16 protein-coding genes are annotated in these 17,132 nt (G+C 62.4%); 10 read left to right on the top strand and 6 right to left on the bottom strand.

Annotated features, from left to right (window positions below):
* Nucleotides 1-58 precede the first annotated feature (58 nt).
* The 4 genes from FHW83_RS05485 to FHW83_RS05470 are packed head-to-tail and all read left to right on the top strand — an operon-like array spanning nucleotide 59 to nucleotide 2,456.
* The gene (locus FHW83_RS05485; RefSeq protein ID WP_176645343.1) at nucleotides 59-766 is read left to right on the top strand and encodes a TetR/AcrR family transcriptional regulator; all 708 of its coding nucleotides are present in this window, start codon (nucleotides 59-61) and stop codon (nucleotides 764-766) included.
* A 57-nt stretch (nucleotides 767-823) separates the two neighbouring features.
* On the top strand, nucleotides 824-1,006 hold the full coding sequence (locus FHW83_RS05480) for a hypothetical protein (protein WP_176644982.1): 183 nt from the start codon (nucleotides 824-826) through the stop codon (nucleotides 1,004-1,006).
* Nucleotides 1,007-1,008: 2 nt separating this feature from the next.
* Nucleotides 1,009-1,947: an alpha/beta fold hydrolase gene (locus tag FHW83_RS05475; protein ID WP_176645342.1), complete on the top strand. Its 939-nt coding sequence runs from the start codon at nucleotides 1,009-1,011 to the stop codon at nucleotides 1,945-1,947.
* Nucleotides 1,944-2,456, top strand: a complete 513-nt coding sequence (locus FHW83_RS05470) for a GNAT family N-acetyltransferase (RefSeq protein WP_176645341.1) — start codon at nucleotides 1,944-1,946, stop codon at nucleotides 2,454-2,456. Before FHW83_RS05475 ends, FHW83_RS05470 begins: the two co-directional genes overlap by 4 nt.
* Before the next feature lie 6 nt (nucleotides 2,457-2,462).
* Here FHW83_RS05470 and FHW83_RS05465 read toward each other — a convergent pair whose 3' ends face one another.
* Complete coding sequence (locus FHW83_RS05465; RefSeq protein WP_176645340.1) at nucleotides 2,463-3,122, bottom strand: thiol:disulfide interchange protein DsbA/DsbL; 660 nt, start codon at nucleotides 3,120-3,122, stop codon at nucleotides 2,463-2,465.
* 35 nt (nucleotides 3,123-3,157) lie between these two features.
* On the bottom strand, nucleotides 3,158-4,069 hold the full coding sequence (locus FHW83_RS05460; protein WP_176645339.1) for a LysR family transcriptional regulator: 912 nt from the start codon (nucleotides 4,067-4,069) through the stop codon (nucleotides 3,158-3,160).
* A gap of 99 nt (nucleotides 4,070-4,168) precedes the next feature.
* On the opposite strand from FHW83_RS05460, the gene FHW83_RS05455 reads away from it, so the two are divergent.
* Together FHW83_RS05455 and FHW83_RS05450 are read left to right on the top strand one after the other, a co-directional pair.
* Nucleotides 4,169-4,591 carry a PACE efflux transporter gene (locus FHW83_RS05455; RefSeq protein ID WP_176645338.1) on the top strand — a complete coding sequence of 141 codons (423 nt, stop codon included), beginning with the start codon at nucleotides 4,169-4,171 and terminating at the stop codon, nucleotides 4,589-4,591.
* A 39-nt stretch (nucleotides 4,592-4,630) separates the two neighbouring features.
* Complete coding sequence (locus FHW83_RS05450; protein ID WP_176645337.1) at nucleotides 4,631-5,929, top strand: M20/M25/M40 family metallo-hydrolase; 1,299 nt, start codon at nucleotides 4,631-4,633, stop codon at nucleotides 5,927-5,929.
* Between the two features lie 171 nt (nucleotides 5,930-6,100).
* On the opposite strand, the gene FHW83_RS05445 is transcribed toward FHW83_RS05450, so the two are convergent.
* The gene (locus FHW83_RS05445; protein WP_176645336.1) at nucleotides 6,101-6,424 is read right to left on the bottom strand and encodes a TfoX/Sxy family protein; all 324 of its coding nucleotides are present in this window, start codon (nucleotides 6,422-6,424) and stop codon (nucleotides 6,101-6,103) included.
* A gap of 147 nt (nucleotides 6,425-6,571) precedes the next feature.
* Here FHW83_RS05445 and FHW83_RS05440 point away from each other — a divergent pair, with 147 nt between their 5' ends.
* A complete protein-coding gene (locus FHW83_RS05440; RefSeq protein WP_176645335.1) occupies nucleotides 6,572-6,859 on the top strand; it encodes a hypothetical protein in 288 nt (95 codons plus the stop codon).
* 181 nt (nucleotides 6,860-7,040) lie between these two features.
* Complete coding sequence (locus FHW83_RS05435) at nucleotides 7,041-7,412, top strand: hypothetical protein (protein ID WP_176645334.1); 372 nt, start codon at nucleotides 7,041-7,043, stop codon at nucleotides 7,410-7,412.
* A gap of 299 nt (nucleotides 7,413-7,711) precedes the next feature.
* On the opposite strand, the gene lpdA is transcribed toward FHW83_RS05435, so the two are convergent.
* Genes lpdA through aceE form a run of 3 tightly spaced genes read right to left on the bottom strand, consistent with a single transcriptional unit; the run spans nucleotide 7,712 to nucleotide 13,883 of the window.
* Nucleotides 7,712-9,490, bottom strand: a complete 1,779-nt coding sequence (lpdA, locus tag FHW83_RS05430) for a dihydrolipoyl dehydrogenase (protein ID WP_176645333.1) — start codon at nucleotides 9,488-9,490, stop codon at nucleotides 7,712-7,714.
* Nucleotides 9,491-9,499: 9 nt separating this feature from the next.
* Nucleotides 9,500-11,173: a dihydrolipoyllysine-residue acetyltransferase gene (aceF, locus tag FHW83_RS05425; protein ID WP_176645332.1), complete on the bottom strand. Its 1,674-nt coding sequence runs from the start codon at nucleotides 11,171-11,173 to the stop codon at nucleotides 9,500-9,502.
* A gap of 19 nt (nucleotides 11,174-11,192) precedes the next feature.
* Nucleotides 11,193-13,883 carry a pyruvate dehydrogenase (acetyl-transferring), homodimeric type gene (gene aceE, locus FHW83_RS05420; protein WP_176645331.1) on the bottom strand — a complete coding sequence of 897 codons (2,691 nt, stop codon included), beginning with the start codon at nucleotides 13,881-13,883 and terminating at the stop codon, nucleotides 11,193-11,195.
* A 232-nt stretch (nucleotides 13,884-14,115) separates the two neighbouring features.
* On the opposite strand from aceE, the gene folD reads away from it, so the two are divergent.
* Both folD and FHW83_RS05410 read left to right on the top strand, forming a co-directional pair.
* The gene (gene folD, locus FHW83_RS05415; RefSeq protein ID WP_176645330.1) at nucleotides 14,116-14,961 is read left to right on the top strand and encodes a bifunctional methylenetetrahydrofolate dehydrogenase/methenyltetrahydrofolate cyclohydrolase FolD; all 846 of its coding nucleotides are present in this window, start codon (nucleotides 14,116-14,118) and stop codon (nucleotides 14,959-14,961) included.
* A gap of 94 nt (nucleotides 14,962-15,055) precedes the next feature.
* Entirely contained in the window at nucleotides 15,056-17,131 is a 2,076-nt protein-coding gene (locus FHW83_RS05410; protein WP_176645329.1) for a M3 family metallopeptidase, read from the top strand.
* Nucleotide 17,132 lies beyond the last annotated feature (1 nt).

Below are 17,132 nucleotides of genomic sequence, written 5' to 3'. Positions count from 1 at the left end.
GATTGCATTTCATTTTTTTTTGGACTAGCATGACGGCATTCGCTATCATTCACGCGCCATGACTATCACTGACCTCACTGACGTGCCGGACGAGCAAGATTGCCCCGACGGCAACTACGCTCCCGACTCGCCCTGCTTCGGCAAGGCGGCGGGCCGCCCCCGCGCGGCCGACAAGGCCGCCCGCCGCGCCGCCCTGCTGCACACGGCCGGCCAGCTGTTCCTGGAAAAAGGCTACAGCAAGGTCAGCCTGGAAATGATCGCGCGCGAAGCCCACGTGGCGGTGCGCACCATCTACGTCAAATTCGGCGGCAAGGCCGGGTTGCTGAACGCCGTGATCACCGACGGCCGCGCGCGCTTCTTCGGCGGCATGGAGAGCATGGAAACCGATCCGCGCCCGATGGAGGAGATCCTCCACGATTTCGCGCTGCGCTTCCTGGAACTGATCTCCCTGCCCACCTTCTGCAGCCTGCACCGGATGGTGGTGGCCGAGGCGCGCACCACGCCGGAGCTGGCCGAGACCTTCTACAAGGCCGGCCCGCAGCGCACGCGCGAACAACTGGGCCGTTTCTTCGCCCGTCCCGACATCCGCGCCCAGCTGCGCAGCGACGTCCGGCCGGAGCTGCTGCCGGTATTCCTGACCAACTGCATCATGGGCGACCCGATCACCCGGATGCTGTTCCCAGCCGAGCAAACGCCGACCATGGACGAGCTGCGCGCCCGCGCCGCCGAGGGACTGGACCTATTCCTGCGTGGCGTAAAACGCTAAACCACGCCACAATTTTGCCATTTGCTCTATACTGATTTTTTACAAACCGGAGTACACATGAGCAAAACGAATCGTCTGGACTGGAGCAAGCAAATCACGCTCATGAACGAGCGCATCAAACACTTCCAGGCCAATCCCGGCCAGGAGCAACTGGACGCCGTCATCGCCGAACTGCGGGCGTACGCCGAAGCGGCGCGCAACGGCGGCATCGAGATTCCCGCCCGCTTCACCGTCAACTGAAAATGAACCGGCTGCGCTGGGTCTTGCTGGCGGTGGTGCTGGCCGCCGCCGGCCTCGCAGGCTATCACCACGACCGCAATCCGGAGCGGCGCGCGCTCACCGCCGCCGTCCGTGAGCACGACGGCACGCCTGGCGCCTACGTCACCCTCAGCGACGGCGTCACCCACTACGAAGCCGCCGGGCCGGATGATGGCCGCGTGGCCGTGCTGGTGCACGGGTTCTCGGTCCCGTCCTACATCTGGGACCCGACCTTCGCCGCCTTGCGCGACGCCGGCTACCGCGTGATCCGCTACGACCTGTTCGGCCGCGGCATGTCCGACCGGCCGGATGCCGCCTACGACGGCGCCTTCTACGATCGCCAGCTGGACGAGCTGCTCAAGGCGCTCAAGGTGGACGGCAAGATCGATTTGTTCGGGCTGTCGTTCGGCGGCTACGTGACGGCCCACTACACAGCCACCCATCCGCAGCGCGTGCGCACCTTGAATCTGGTCGATCCGTCGAACAGCGCGCCGACCATCCCGTGGCACATGGCGGCGCCATGGCTCGGCCCCTACCTGTTCCAGACCACCGCCGTGCCCACCATGGCGGACAACCAGAGCAGCGACTTCCTGCATCCCGAACAATTCCCCGGCTGGGCCGAGCGCTATCGGCCGCAGATGGAGTTCCATGGCTTCGGCCGCGCGCTGTACCGTTCGCGTTTAAGCCTGTCGCGTGAAAACTTCGACGCCATCTACGCCAGCATCGCCAAGGCCGGCACGCCGGTGCATCTGATCTGGGGCAAGCAGGACCCGGTGATCCCGGTGGCGCAGGCGGCGCGCATCCGCAAGGCCATACCGTCGCTGACCTATACCGAGATCGACCAGTCGGGCCACCTGCCGCAGATGGAACAGGCGGCGCTGTTCAACCAGCACATGCTGGCCTACCTCGCCGCCCATCCATGAAGATCCGCACGCTGCAGGTGGATGACGTCGAGCGCCTGCTGGCGTTCGAGCTGGCCAACCGCGCGTGGTTCGAACAGCACGTTGAGGCGCGCAGTCCGGCGTTCTACTCGCGGGCCGGCGTGGGCGCGCACATCGCCGACTACCTCGACAGCCACAACGCCGGCGCCATGCACCCGTGCGTGCTGACCAGCGACGACGGCGCCGTCATCGTCGGCCGCGCCAATCTGCGCCACATCGATCGCGCGGCCGGCACCGGCGAGGTGGGTTATCGCATCGCGCACAGCGAAGCGCGCAAGGGGCTGGGCAGCCTGGCGTTGGAACATCTGGTGGAATTGGCGCGCGCGCAGTACGGGCTGCGCGTGCTGAGTGCATGGATCTCGCCGCGGAACCTGGGTTCGCGGCGCATCCTGGAGAAGTATGGCTTCACGCGCGACGCGCTGGCCGCGCCGCACGTGGTGCAGGTGAACGGCGAGGAACACGCCTCCCACCTGTACCAATGTCACCTGTAGATAAACTTACTTGCCGCGCGCCTGCGCGACCAGCGCATCCAGGACCTGCAGCGTGGCCGCGCCCAGTTGCGCGCGCGGGATGCCAGGGTTGCTGGCGTCCACCATGGTCGGGTTGGTGAGATAGCGGCCCGCCACCACCATGGTCGGCGTGCTGTTCACCTCATACGCCGCCGCCACGCGGCCGGCGCCTTTCAGGCGCGTCATCACCGCGAACGAATTGTAGGTGGCGGTGAACTTCTCCTTGTCGATGCCATTCTTCACGGCCCAGTCGATATTGTCCGCATCGCTCTTCAAGCGCTTGCGCTCGACGTGCCAGGTGGTGAGGATCTTGGCATGCAGCTGCTCTTCCAGCTTCATCGCCTCCAGCGTCAGGAACATATGCGCTTCCGGATCGTTCTCGCCGGTCAGCGGCAGGTGGATGCGGCGGAAGCTGATGTTGTCACCCTGCTTCTTCACCCACTCCAGCATGGCTGGTTCCAGCGCGTAGCACGCCGGGCAGTGATACATGAAGAACTCGATCACCTCCACCTTCTTGCCCTGCGCCTGCACCGGCTGCGGGTTCTTCAGGGTGGTGTACTCGGCGCCATTGCGCGGCGCGGTAGGCGAAGCAAACGCGGTGGCGGCGCACAGGCCAGCCACTACCAGGGCAATCTTCAGCAAACGCATAAATCTTCCTCTAACAGGGCAAAGACAGCAGGGTATCACTTCTGCGGCTGTCGCGCCTCCAAACCGGCGATATCCTGCATCAGCGCGATCAGGCGCTTGGCGCCCAGGCCCAGCGGCTGGTCGTTACGCCACACCACGTCCACCCACAACCGCAGCTCATTGCTCATGTGCGCGAAGCCGATGTGCAGCAACTCGCCGCGCTCCAGCAACGGCGCCACCTGGCGCAGCGGCAGATAGGCCCAGCCCACGCCGGCGCGCACCAGGCTCAGCGTGGCCAGGTGGCTGTCGGTGCGCCACAGCTTGCGCGAAATGAGCACGCGCTGGTCGGCATCCGCCATGTCGCGGCTGGCGATGGCGATCTGCCGCACGTCGAGCAAATCCTCCAGCCGCACACCGCCCTTGCGTTCCAGCGCCAGCGGATGGCGCGGCGATATCACCGGCACCAGCACCTCGCTGCCCAGCTCCTGAAAACTCTCGTGCTCGTCCACGCCGGGCCGCTCGTAGATCAGCGCCAGCTGCGCCGCGCCCTCGTGCAGCATGCGCAGCGCGTCCTCCTGCGGCGCCGACAGCACCTCCACCTCCAGCGAAGGGAATTCCTCCGCCAGCCGCGCCAGCGGCTCACTCCAAGCTGCCGACAACAACTGCGGCGCGATCGCCAGCGTCAGGCGGCGCTCAAGGCCTTGGTGCAGCGACAGCGCGTGCGCCTGCAGGCGGCGCAACTGGCCCGCCATCTGGCGCGCCTCCGCCTCCAGCGCGCGCGCCGATTCGGTCGGCCGCACCTCGCGCGAACTGCGCTCGAACAGCGTGAGATCGAGCTCCGCCTCCAGCTGCGCGATCGCCATGCTGACCGCCGACGGCACCCGTCCCAACGCGCGCGCGGCGGCCGAGAAGGAGCCGTGGTCCAGCACCGCAAGAAAGACCGCAATGTTATCGGATGAGAAAGCCATGTGGCCCATGCTATCAGAAAAACTGAAAGCAGCTGACTTTATCGATCAAGAATCCTTGCATATGATGCGCATCGTTGTCACCAAAGAGGAAATCCCCGCATGCAAGGCCTGAAACGCAAAGTCGTCTACGTCTCCCTGTTTGAAACCATCGCCATCGGCCTCACCAGCACTGGCCTGATGCTCATGGGCGGACACGACGCGGGCCACGCGGGCACCGCCGCCGTCGCCTCCTCGCTGATCGCCATCGTGTGGAACTTCGCGTTCAACACCATGTTTGAGGCATGGGAAGCGCGCCAAGCCAAGCGCGGCCGCGACTGGAAACGCCGCGCCGCCCACGCCATCGGCTTCGAGGGCGGACTGCTGCTGGTGCTGGTGCCGTTGTTCGCGTGGTGGCTCAACATCTCACTGTGGGAAGCGCTGGTGCTGGACATCGGTCTACTGATCTTCTTCATGATCTACACCTACATCTTCAGCCTGGCCTTCGATCACGTATTCGGCCTGCCCGCATCGGCGCAGGGCTGAGCTACAATCGTCGGCATACCATCCATGGAGGAATGTCGCATGAAGTTGAAACCGTTCGCGTTTGCGGTGCTGGCCTTGATGTTAGGCGCGGCGCGCGCCGAGGGCCTGTCGGCCACCGAGCAGAAGATCGTCGCGGAAGTTAAGGCGCATTCGGCGCAGGGACTGGAACTGCTGGAACGCTCGGTCAACATCAACAGCGGCACCATGAACCACGAAGGCGTGCGCGCGGTAGGCAAGCTGTTTGGCGAGCAGTTCGCGGCGCTCGGCTTCACCACCCGCTGGTCCGACATGCCGCCCGCGATGCAGCGCGCCGGCCATTTGATCGCCACGCGCGAAGGCAAGCAAGGCAAGCGCCTGCTGCTGATCGGCCATCTCGACACCGTGTTTGAAAAAGACAGCCCGGTGCAGCTGTGGCAGCGCAACGGCGACCGCGTGAGGGGCCAGGGCGTCAACGACATGAAAGGTGGTGACGTCATCATCATCGAAGCGCTGCGCGCGCTACACCGCGTGGGCGCGCTGGATAACACCACGATCACCGTGGTGTTCAGCGGCGACGAGGAAAACGCCGGTGACCCGATCGACATCTCGCGCGCCGACATGATCAACGCCGCCAAGCGCAGCGACATCGCCCTCGCCTTCGAGGCCACGGTGCGCAACAAGGACGGCAAGGACACCGGCACCATCGGCCGCCGCGCCTCGTCATCGTGGGAGCTGAAGGTCAGCGGCAAACAGGGCCACTCCAGCGGCATCTTCACGGAGAATGCCGGCTATGGCGCGATCTACGAAGCGGCGCGCATAGTCGACAGCTTCCGCCAGCAAGTGATGGAGCCGGACCTGACCTTCAGCCCCGGCTTGATTGTGGGCGGCACGGAGGCCAGCACCAATGCGCTGGGGACGGTGGGTCAGGCGGCCGGCAAGAGCAATGTCATTTCGCGGACCGCCACGGTGGAAGGCGACCTGCGCTACCTGAGCTACGAACAGCGCGACCGCGCGCACGCCAAGATGAAAGCCATCGTCGCGCAGAACCTACCGGGCACCAGTGCCAGCATCACCTTCCATGATGCCTACCCGCCGATGTCGCCCACGCCCGGCAACCTGGCGGTGCTGAAGGCCTACTCGCAGGCCAGCAAGGATGCCGGACTGGGCGATATCCCAGCCCTGCCGCCGGGCCAGCGTGGCGCCGGCGACGTGCAATTCGTCGCGCCGCTGCTCGACAGCCTGGACGGCCTGGGCGCCACCGGTAACGGCGCGCATTCGCCGGACGAGGATCTGGAGATCGCCTCCATCGAACGCGCCACCATCCGCACCGCGATCCTGCTGTACCGCTTGACGCGCTAACCATTCGGGGTCAGCTCTGACATTCGGACAAGCAGTTCACACTTTTGATGTAGATCAAAATACGCCATAGATAATGCTAGTTTGATTCAGCAGAAATCGCGCATTTGCGGTAGCGCATATGTGGGCGACCGTATTGATAATCCTCAAAGAGGATGCGTGCGTGTCCGAATGTCAGAGCTGACCCCGAATTGCGCGGCGACACCAGTTTAAGAGTTGTTCGGGATCGTCAAGCAGGAACTCGGGGGCGGTGTAGAATTTGCGGACGGTGACTTCGCCCTTCCTGGTCATGTATTTGAACGGCTGCGCGCCGTGCGCCTCAAACTCCGCGCGGGTGGCATCGCTGACGCGCAAATAAAGCGTACTATCGATGATCCACGCGAACTGCTGACCATGACAACTGATGGCGCGCCCCCCGAAAAACCGTCCGACACTCAAGAAGCCCAGCGGCGCAAGCTGTTCTTCAATATAACTGACAAACTCCGCATTCGCGGCCATCCGGGGCTCCCGATGAGAAAAGACAGACTCTCATGATACAAGCACAGGCACATCCAAGGCTGTGATATTTCGCGTACTTTGGCGACAAGCAAAATGTTACTCTCCATGCTTACCGGCCGAATTCGGCCGAAAATTGTGGGGGTCTAGATGCAAATCGGCACAATGATAAGTATTGTGGGTTCGGCCATGGCGCTGGCTGCGTTTGCCTGGCAAAAGCAGTGGCTGCCGTCGTTGTTCTTCGCCTTCTCCCTAAGCTACACCATATTCGACAAGGTATTTCCAGGTCTTCTACCCGACTATCTGGTGACCGGGTTGTCGGTCATCTCTCTGGCACTGGCTCTATTTTTTTGCTGGCAGGTTTTCTCACGCAAAAGAGTCATCGGGCAACCGCAAGCGGACTTGCCTCACTCGAGCCCTCCTTCATCAAAAAATTAGCCTTTTTATGCATGTCGTTCCCCGATCTCCCTATCCGCTTCCGCCATGGCGGCATCAGGAGGGAACAGCCCACATAGAATTACTGCCATGGTTGTGATAGAGACTGTCCAGAACCGGACCTTTCGACATGGTTCAATACGGCTTACGGTCTGACAGCAATTATTCGAGAAGGAAGCGAGTTGTGAAACTACTCTTTCTAGGCATTTGGATCTTTTCTACAGCGGCCATCTCCGCCGAGGACGTGAAGGCCCCATTGAACGATTCCGTCACATCCGAAGTACAGTGGAAGGCCATGCTGGGCCAAGTCGATGCATCGACGAGTAAAGCAGTCGCAGAGGCTTTAAAAAACGAAGAACCATCACGGCCGTATTATCAAAGCGCCGTAACATTCAGCTCAGCCAATACGGATATTATGACCGCAGCTTTTATTGAAGCGAAGGTGCCGGATTGTCTCCATTCGGACGGACTAAAGCGCCAACCTACATTTCTCCTCACAGGGTATCTAGCGCTGCCTGTTATAGCTGTCGCCAAAGTGCGAGGAAAGTGTATCTGATCGTCACCTCGCAAAGGCGATTTGGAGGATTAGTAATGATGGGCGCGTTCCTTTTGCAGAAGACGTCGCCGAGACTTCGCGTTCTCCCCATGTTCAGCATCCAAAGACACGTTCTATGGATTCCGGCCTGCGCCGGAATGACGGCAACGGGGTGGGTGTGGAAGTTCGCACTGAGTCAACATCCAAGGTCTTTTTTGCGAGCGTAGCCGTTCTCGCGAGGTCTGTTCAGCTCTACTTTTCAATGACGCATAAAAAAAACCGGGAACAAGTCCCGGTTTTTTTGTCTGCCGCGCGCTTGCTTAGCGCTTGCGCGGTGGAGGCAGGTCGGTGCAGACGCCTTCGTAGACTTCCGCCGCCATGCCAATCGATTCGCCCAGCGTTGGGTGCGGGTGAATGGTCTTGCCGATGTCGGTGCCATCGCAGCCCATTTCGATCGCCAGCGCGATTTCGCCAATCATGTCGCCCGCGTGCGTGCCGACGATGGTGCCACCGATGATGCGGTGGGTCTCGGCGTCGAACAGCAGCTTGGTGAAGCCTTCGGCGCGGCCGTTGGCCACGGCGCGGCCACTCGCCGCCCAAGGGAAGTGGCCCTTCTCGACCTTGATGCCCTTGACTTTCGCCTCGTCTTCGGTGATGCCGGCCCATGCCACTTCCGGATCGGTGTAGGCCACCGATGGAATCACCTTCACGTCGAAGTGCGACTTCTGCCCCGCCGCCGCTTCCGCCGCCACGTGGCCTTCGTGCACAGCCTTGTGCGCCAGCATCGGCTGGCCCACCAGGTCGCCGATGGCGAAGATGTTCGGCACGTTGGTGCGCATCTGGCTGTCGACCGGGATGAAGCCGCGATCGGTCACCACGACGCCGGCCTTCTCGGCAGCGATCTTCTTGCCGTTCGGGCTGCGGCCCACGGCCACCAGCACCAGGTCGTACACCTGCGGCGCAGGCGCTGGCGCGCCGGCTTCCGCCGCTTCGAACGTGACCTTGATCCCTTCCGGCAGCGCCTCAACGCCGACGGTTTTGGTCTTGGTCATGATGTTGTCGAAGCGCGCTTCGTTGTACTTCTGCCAGACTTTGACCGCATCACGGTCGGCGCCCTGCATCAAGCCGTCCATCATTTCGACCACGTCGATGCGCGCGCCGAAGGTCGAGTACACGGTGGCCATTTCCAGGCCGATGATGCCGCCGCCGATCACCAGCATGCGCTTGGGGATCTGACGCAGTTCCAGCGCGCCGGTCGAGTCGACGATGCGTGGATCTTCCGGCACGAACGGCAGCTTCACCACCGACGAACCGGCGGCAATGATGGCCTGCTTGAACTGCACCACTTTTTTCGAGCCATCCTTGGCGGTGACTTCGATGTGGTTGGCGCTCAGGAACTGGCCCACGCCTTGCACGATCTGGGTCTTGCGCGCCTTGGCCATGCCGGCCAGGCCGCCGGTCATGTTCTTGATGACGCCTTCCTTGTACTTGCGTACCTGGTCGATGTCGATGCTCGGCTTGGCGAAGGTGACGCCGGTGTTGGACATGTGCGCGGTTTCGTCGATCACAGACGCCACGTGCAGCAGTGCCTTCGATGGGATGCAACCCACGTTCAGGCACACGCCGCCCAGAGTGTCGTAACGCTCGACGATGACGGTGTTCATGCCCAGGTCGGCGGCGCGGAAGGCGGCCGAGTAGCCGCCAGGACCGCCGCCCAGCACCATCATGTCGCAGTCGACGTCGACCTGGCCGGTGTAGCTGCCGCCGATCGGCGCGACGGCCGGTGCGGCCGGAGCTGGCGCAGGCGCCGGTGCAGCGGCCGCAGGTGCCGGCGCTGGCGCAGGAGCCACCGACGCGGCGCCTGCGGCTTCCTCAACCACCAGCAGCGTCACGCCTTCCTTGACCTTGTCGCCAACCTTGACGCGCAGTTCCTTCACCACGCCGCTGTGCGACGATGGGATTTCCATGCTGGCCTTGTCCGACTCCACGGTGATCAGCGATTGATCAGCCTTGATCGTGTCGCCAACCTTCACCATCACTTCAATCACTTCCACTTCGCTGAAGTCGCCGATATTCGGCACTTTTACTTCGGTGCTCATAGGGGCTCCTTACAGCAGAATTTTACGCATGTCGCCGAGCACTTCGCTCAGGTACACGGAGAAGCGCGCGCCCATCGCGCCGTCGATCACGCGGTGATCGTAGGACAGCGAGGTGCCCATCATCAGGCGTGGCTGGAACTGCTTGCCATCCCATACCGGCTTGGTCGATGCCTTGGACAGGCCCAGGATCGCCACTTCCGGCGCGTTCACGATCGGCGTGAAGTGCGTGCCGCCGATGCCGCCCAGCGACGAGATGGTGAAGGTCGCGCCTTGCATGTCGGTCGGTTTCAGCTTGCCTTCGCGCGCTTGCGCCGACAGTTCGGTCATCTCCTTGGCGATCTGCGTCACCGATTTCTGGTCGGCGTTCTTGATCACAGGGACTACCAGGCCATTCGGCGTGTCGGCAGCGAAGCCGATGTTGTAGTACTTCTTCAGGATCAGGTTCTCGCCCTTTTCGTCCAGCGACGAGTTAAAGGTCGGGAATTTCTTCAGCGCGGCCACGGATGCCTTGATCACGAACGCCAGCATGGTCAGCTTGGTGGCGTCCTTGTTCTTGGCATTGGCGTTGTTCGATTCAACGCGGAAGGCTTCCAGGTCGGTGATATCGGCGTCGTCGAATTGCGTGACGTGCGGGATCTGCACCCAGTTGCGGTGCAGGTTAGGACCGGAGATCTTCTTGATGCGCGACAGCGGCAGCAGTTCGGTTTCACCGAATTTGCTGAAGTCCAGGGACGGCCATGGCAGCACGCTGAAGTTGCCGCCGCCACCCACCGCGCCGCCAGCGGCAGCCGGCGATGCAACGGTACCGGCGATCACGCCCTTGACGTAGTTCTGCACGTCCTGCTGGGTGATGCGGCCTTTCGGACCAGAGCCCGGCACTTTGCCCAGATCCACGCCCAGTTCGCGGGCGAACTTGCGGATCGATGGCGATGCGTGCGCCAGTTTGCCGGTCTGCACGGAGCCTTGCGATGCCGGAGCGGCAGCGGCTGGCGCGGCAGCTGGTGCCGGGGCTGCGGTTGGTGCAGGCGCTGCGGCGGCTGGCGCCGGAGCAGCGGCCGCCGGGGCGGCGGCAGGCGCCGAGCCGCCGCTCGGCGCATGCGCCGAGCCTTCCACCACCAGCACGATCGAGCCCATGGCAACCTTGTCGCCCACCTTGACCTTCAGTTCTTTCACCACACCGGCGTGCGACGATGGAATCTCCATCGAAGCCTTGTCCGATTCAACGGTGATCAGCGACTGATCGACCTTGATGGTGTCGCCAACCTTGACCATGACTTCGATGACTTCCACTTCCTTGAAGTCGCCGATGTCCGGCACTTTGACGTCGACCGGACCAGCGGCTGCGGCAGGCGCCGCGGCCGGAGCCGGAGCCGGCGCGGCCGCAGCGGCAGGCGCAGGGGCAGCGGCGGCAGGAGCCGCGGCAGGTGCGGGCGCCGCGGCGGCGCCATCGGCTTCCAGCAGCAGCACCAGCGAACCTTCGGCCACCTTGTCGCCGACCTTCACTTTGATCTCTTTCACCACACCAGCGGCCGACGATGGAATCTCCATCGACGCCTTGTCCGATTCAACGGTAATCAGGGACTGGTCTACTTTGATCGTATCGCCAACTTTTACCATCAGCTCGATGATTTCAACTTCCTTGAAATCACCGATATCCGGGACTTTAACTTCCACAATGCTCATAGCGTTTGCTCCGTTCTAATTATTGGGTCACCGGATTTGGTTTGTTCGGATCGAGGTTGTACTTGACCACGGCCTGCTCAACCACTTTCACGTCGATCTTGCCTTCTTCGGCCAGCGATTTCAGCGCGGCGACGGTGATGTAGTAGCGGTTCACTTCGAAGAACTCACGCAGCTTGGCGCGGCTGTCCGAGCGGCCGAAACCATCGGTGCCCAGCACGCGGTAGGTGCGGTCCTTCGGAATGAAGGCGCGGATCTGTTCAGCAAACGCACGCATGTAGTCGGTGGTCGCCACGATCGGGCCCTGGGTATCATTCAGCAGCTGAGCGACGTAAGGCACGCGCTGTGGCTGGGTAGGATTGACCAGGTTCCAACGCTCGGCGTCCTGACCGTCGCGCGCCACCAGGGTCAGCGACGGAGCGGACCACACGTCGGCAGCGATGCCCCAGTCGTTCAGCAGCAGTTCCTGAGCGAAGATCGACTCGCGCAGGATGGTGCCCGAACCGATCAGCTGCACGCGCTGCTTGGCTTTCTTGTCGCCCTCCTGCAGCAGGTACATGCCCTTCAGGATGCCCTCTTCCTGGCCCGGCTTGATGCCTGGGTGGGAGTAGTTCTCGTTCATGATGGTGATGTAGTAGAACACGTCTTCCTGTTCTTCCACCATGCGGCGCATGCCGTCCTGGATGATCACAGCCAGCTCGTAGCCGAAGGTCGGGTCGTACGGCATGCAGTTCGGCACAGCGGCGGCGAACAGGTGGCTATGACCGTCTTCGTGCTGCAGGCCTTCGCCGTTCAGCGTGGTACGGCCGGCGGTGCCGCCCATCAGGAAGCCACGGGCGCGCATGTCGGCGGCGGCCCAGACCAGGTCACCGATACGCTGCATGCCGAACATCGAGTAGTAGGTGTAGAACGGCACCATCACGCGGTTGTTGGTCGAGTACGAGGTCGCCGCGGCGATCCACGAGCTCATGCCGCCGGCTTCGTTGATACCCTCTTGCAGGATCTGGCCCGCTTTGTCTTCGCGGTAGTACATCACCTGGTCCTTGTCGACCGGCTCGTACAACTGGCCTTGCTGGTTGAAGATGCCCACCTGACGGAACAGGCCTTCCATACCAAAGGTACGCGATTCATCCACCAGCACCGGCACGATGCGAGGACCGACGCTAGGGTCTTTCAGCAGCGTGGTCAGGATACGCACGTAAGCCTGGGTCGACGACACTTCGCGGCCTTCGGCGGTCGCTTCCAGCACGTTCTGGAATGCCGACAGTGGCGGCACGGTCAGTTTTTCGTCGGCTTGCTGACGGCGGGCCGGCAGGTAGCCGCCCAGCGCGGCGCGGCGCTCGTGCAGGTACTTGATTTCAGGCGCGTCATCGGCTGGCTTGTAGAACGGGATGTCGGCCAGCTTGTCGTCCGGGATAGGGATCGAGTAGCGGTCGCGCATTTCGCGCACGGCTTCGTCGGTCAGCTTCTTGGTGTTGTGCGCGGTGTTGCGTGCTTCGCCGTGCTTGCCCATGCCGAAGCCCTTGATGGTTTTCACCAGCAGGACGGTCGGTTGGCCCTTGTGTTCCTGCGCGACCTTGAAGGCGGCGTAGATCTTGTGCGGATCGTGGCCGCCGCGGGTCAGGCGCCAGATGTCGTCGTCGGTCATGTTGGCGACCATCTCCAGCAGCTTTGGATGCTTGCCGAAGAAGTGCTTGCGCACGTAGGCGCCGTCTTTGGCCTTGTAGTTCTGGTATTCGCCGTCGACGGTTTCCATCATTACTTTGCGCAGGATGCCGTCCTTGTCCTTCTTCAGCAGGGCGTCCCAGCCCGGGCCCCAGATGACTTTGACCACGTTCCAGCCAGCACCACGGAATTCGCCTTCCAGTTCCTGGATGATCTTGCCGTTGCCGCGCACAGGGCCGTCCAGGCGCTGCAGGTTGCAGTTGACCACGATGACCAGGTTGTCCAGCTTTTCGCGCGCGGCCATGCCGATCGCGCCCAGCGATTCCGGCTCGTCCATCTCGCCGTCGCCGCAGAAGGCCCAGACTTTACGGTCGGTGGTGTCGGCGATCGAGCGCGCGTGCAGGTACTTCAGGAAGCGTGCCTGATAAATGGCCATCAGCGGGCCCAGGCCCATGGACACGGTCGGGAACTGCCAGAAGTTCGGCATCAGTTTCGGGTGCGGGTACGACGACAGACCCTTGCCGTCCACTTCGCGGCGGAAGTGCAGCAGTTGGTCTTCGGTCAGGCGGCCTTCCAGGAAGGCGCGCGCGTACACGCCGGGCGACGAGTGGCCCTGGATGTACAGCAGGTCGCCGCCGTGGTTTTCGCTCGGCGCTTTCCAGAAGTGGTTGAAGCCGATGCCCAGCATGTTGGCCAGCGAGGCGAACGAGGACAGGTGGCCACCGAGGTCGCCGTCGAAGCGGTTGGCCTTGACGACCATCGCCATGGCGTTCCAGCGCATCCACGAACGCAGTTTTTCTTCGTATTCCAGATTGCCAGGGCAGCGTTGCTCCTGGTCGGCAGGAATGGTATTGACGTATGCGGTATTGGCGGAGAACGGAATATCGGAACCGCTCTGGCGCGCCAGATCAATCAAACGCTCCAACAGGTAGTGAGCACGGTCAGGGCCCTCTTGTTCCAGCACTGCGGCCAGGGAATCCAACCATTCTTTGGTTTCTTGCGAATCAGGGTCGGTGTTTGCCGTTACCTGGTCAAGTTGAGCTGACATGTATTAAGTCTCCAGAGTTGAGAGTTCGCTGATTATTTACTAATACTTCAATGACGTGTGGGGATTCTAGCAGTCATTTTGGGCTTTTTCAAATTACGATAAGCCATTTTATATTATGAAATTTCCCTATGAAAACCTTGTGCGGTGCAGCATGCGCCAGCCGTCAAAAACGAGGCGGGATGCGCCCTGCGGCCTTATAATCCTGCTTTCCCTCTACCACCATGTGTAAATCATGACTGCTCAACTGATCGACGGCGTCGCCCTCTCCAAAAAACTGCGTGCGGAAATTGCTGCACGTGCCGCAACCCTCGCCGCCCAGGGCAAACAGCCCGGCCTGGCGGTGATCATTGTCGGCGACGACCCGGCCAGCCACGTCTACGTGCGCAACAAGGTCAAGGCTTGCGAGGACGCGGGCTTCTACTCGCTGAAAGAAGAATACCCGGCCGACCTGAGCGAGGCCGCCCTGTTGGACCGCATCGCCGCGCTGAACGCCGATCCGAAGATCCACGGCATTCTGGTGCAGATGCCGCTGCCCAAGCACATCAATGCCCACAAAGTGATTGAAGCGATTTCGGTCAAGAAGGACGTGGACGGCTACGCCGTGCTGAGCGCCGGCGAACTGATGACTGGCCTGGAAGGCTTCCGCCCATGCACCCCGTACGGCTGCATGAAGCTGATCGAAAGCACCGGCGTGGATCTGCGCGGCAAGCATGCGGTGGTGATCGGCCGTTCCAACACGGTCGGCAAGCCGATGGCGCTGTTGCTCTTGCAAGCCAACGCCACCGTCACCATCTGCCATAGCGCGACCCCGGATATTGGCGTGTACACGCGCCAGGCCGACGTGGTCGTGGCCGCAACCGGCCGCCGCAACACGCTGACTGCTGATATGGTGAAGCCGGGCGCGATCGTGATCGACGTCGGCATCAACCGTAATGATGAGGGCAAGCTGTGCGGCGACGTCGATTTCGACGGCATCAAGGAAGTGGCATCGCACATCACGCCTGTGCCGGGTGGTGTGGGTCCGATGACCATCACCATGCTGCTGATGAACACGGTGGAAGCGGCCGAACGCGTGTAATCCGTCGCACCGGCGAAGGCCGGTGCCCATAGAACGCATGCTCAGCATGGGTCCCGGCGTTCGCCGGGACGACGCTGAATTTATTGGAACGAATATGACTGACAACCAAAATCCCCTGCTCGACTTCAGCGGCCTGCCGCGTTTTGACGCCATCAAACCGGAGCACGTCACCCCTGCCATCGACGAGCTGCTGGCCAAGAGCCGCGCCGTGGTCGAGCAGCTGCAAGCGCCTTCGGATACGGTGAGCTGGGACAGCTTCGTCACCCCGCTGGAAAACGCCACCGAACTGCTGGGCCGCGCCTGGGGCATCGTCAGTCATCTCAACAACGTGGTGGACACGCCGGAGCTGCGCGCCGTCTACAACGAGAACCAACCGAAAGTGACCGAATTCTGGACCGAGCTGGGCCAGAACGAAGCCCTGTTCGCAAAATACAAAGCGCTGCGCGCCTCGCCCGAGTTCGCCACGCTGAGCCCAGCCCGCAAGCGCATCATTGAAAACGCCATCCGCGATTTCCGCATGGGCGGCGCCGAACTGCCGGAAGATAAAAAGGCCCGCTTCGCCGAGATCCAGGAAGAGCACACCAAAACCTCGACCCGCTTCTCCGAAAACGTGCTGGACGCCACCAACGACTACAAGCTGCTGGTGACCGACGAAGCCGACCTGGCCGGCCTGCCGGAGGACGTCAAGGCCGCCGCCCGCGCCGCCGCCGAGAAATCCGGGAAACAAGGCTGGGAATTCTCGCTGCATTTCCCGTCCTACTACCCCATCCTGCAATTTGCCGACAAACGCGAACTGCGCGAGACGATCTACCGCGCCAACGCCACCAAGGCGTCCGAGCAAGGCGAGGTCTTCAGCAAGAAGGATGAGTGGGACAACACCCAGAACATCGTCACCCTGCTGAAGCTGCGCGAGGAAGAGGCGCACCTGCTGGGCTACAAGAACTTCGCCGAAGTCTCGCTGGTGCCGAAGATGGCCAAGTCGCCGGACGAGGTGATCGCCTTCCTGGAGGACCTCGCCAAGCGCGCCCGTCCGTTCGCGGAAAAAGACCTGGCCGAACTGAAGCAGTTCGCCAAGGAAGAGCTCGGCATCGACGACCTCAAGGCCTGGGACATCCCCTACGCTTCCGAGAAGCTGCAGGAAGCGCGCTACGCCTTCTCGGCGCAGGAAGTGAAGCAGTACTTCCCTGAACACAAAGTGATCGACGGCCTGTTCCGCCAGATCCAGAACCTGTTCAATGTCGAGATCAAGCCGGACCAGGCGCCGGTGTGGCACAAGGACGTGCGCTTCTTCCGCATCGAACGCGACGGCAAGCTGATCGGCCAGTTCTACCTCGACCTGTACGCGCGCGCCGGCAAGTCCGGCGGCGCCTGGATGGACGATGCCCGCGGCCGCCGCGCCGACGCCACCAAGGTGCAAACGCCGGTCGCCTACCTCACCTGCAACTTCACCGAGCCGGCGGTGGAAGACGGCGTCACCAAGCCATCGCTGTTCACCCACGATGAGGTGATCACGCTGTTCCACGAATTCGGCCACGGCCTGCACCACATGCTGACGCAGGTGGACGAGCTGGGCGTGTCCGGCATCTCCGGCGTAGAGTGGGATGCGGTGGAACTGCCATCGCAGTTCATGGAAAACTTCTGCTGGGAATGGGAAGTGCTGGAACACATGACCGCGCACGCCGTCACCGGCGAGCCGCTGCCGCGCGCGCTGTACGACAAGATGCTGGCCGCCAAGAACTTCCAGTCCGGCCTGCAAACGCTGCGCCAGGTCGAGTTCTCGCTGTTGGACATGCACCTGCACTACGACTACGACGCCAGCACCGGCAAGACCGTGCAGCAGGTGATCGACGAGGTGCGCAGCAAGTTCGCTCTGGTGATACCGCCGGCGTTCAACCGCTTCCAGAACTCCTTCGGCCACATCTTCGCCGGCGGCTACGCGGCCGGCTACTACAGCTACAAGTGGGCGGAAGTCTTGTCCGCCGACGCCTACGCCGCGTTCGAGGAAGCGCAGAAGCTGGGCCCGGCCGCCGTGTCGGAGACCGGCAAGCGCTATCTGGCCGAAATCCTGTCGGTCGGCGGTTCGCGCCCGGCGCTGGAATCGTTCACCGCCTTCCGCGGCCGCGAGCCGAGCATCGACGCACTGTTACGTCACAGCGGCATGGCCGCGTAAC

The organism is Duganella sp. SG902 (assembly GCF_013376005.1).
Classification (GTDB): domain Bacteria; phylum Pseudomonadota; class Gammaproteobacteria; order Burkholderiales; family Burkholderiaceae_D; genus Rugamonas.
The sequence above is the reverse complement of the archived record's forward strand: the minus strand, read 5'-3'. Positions and strand labels throughout refer to the sequence as shown.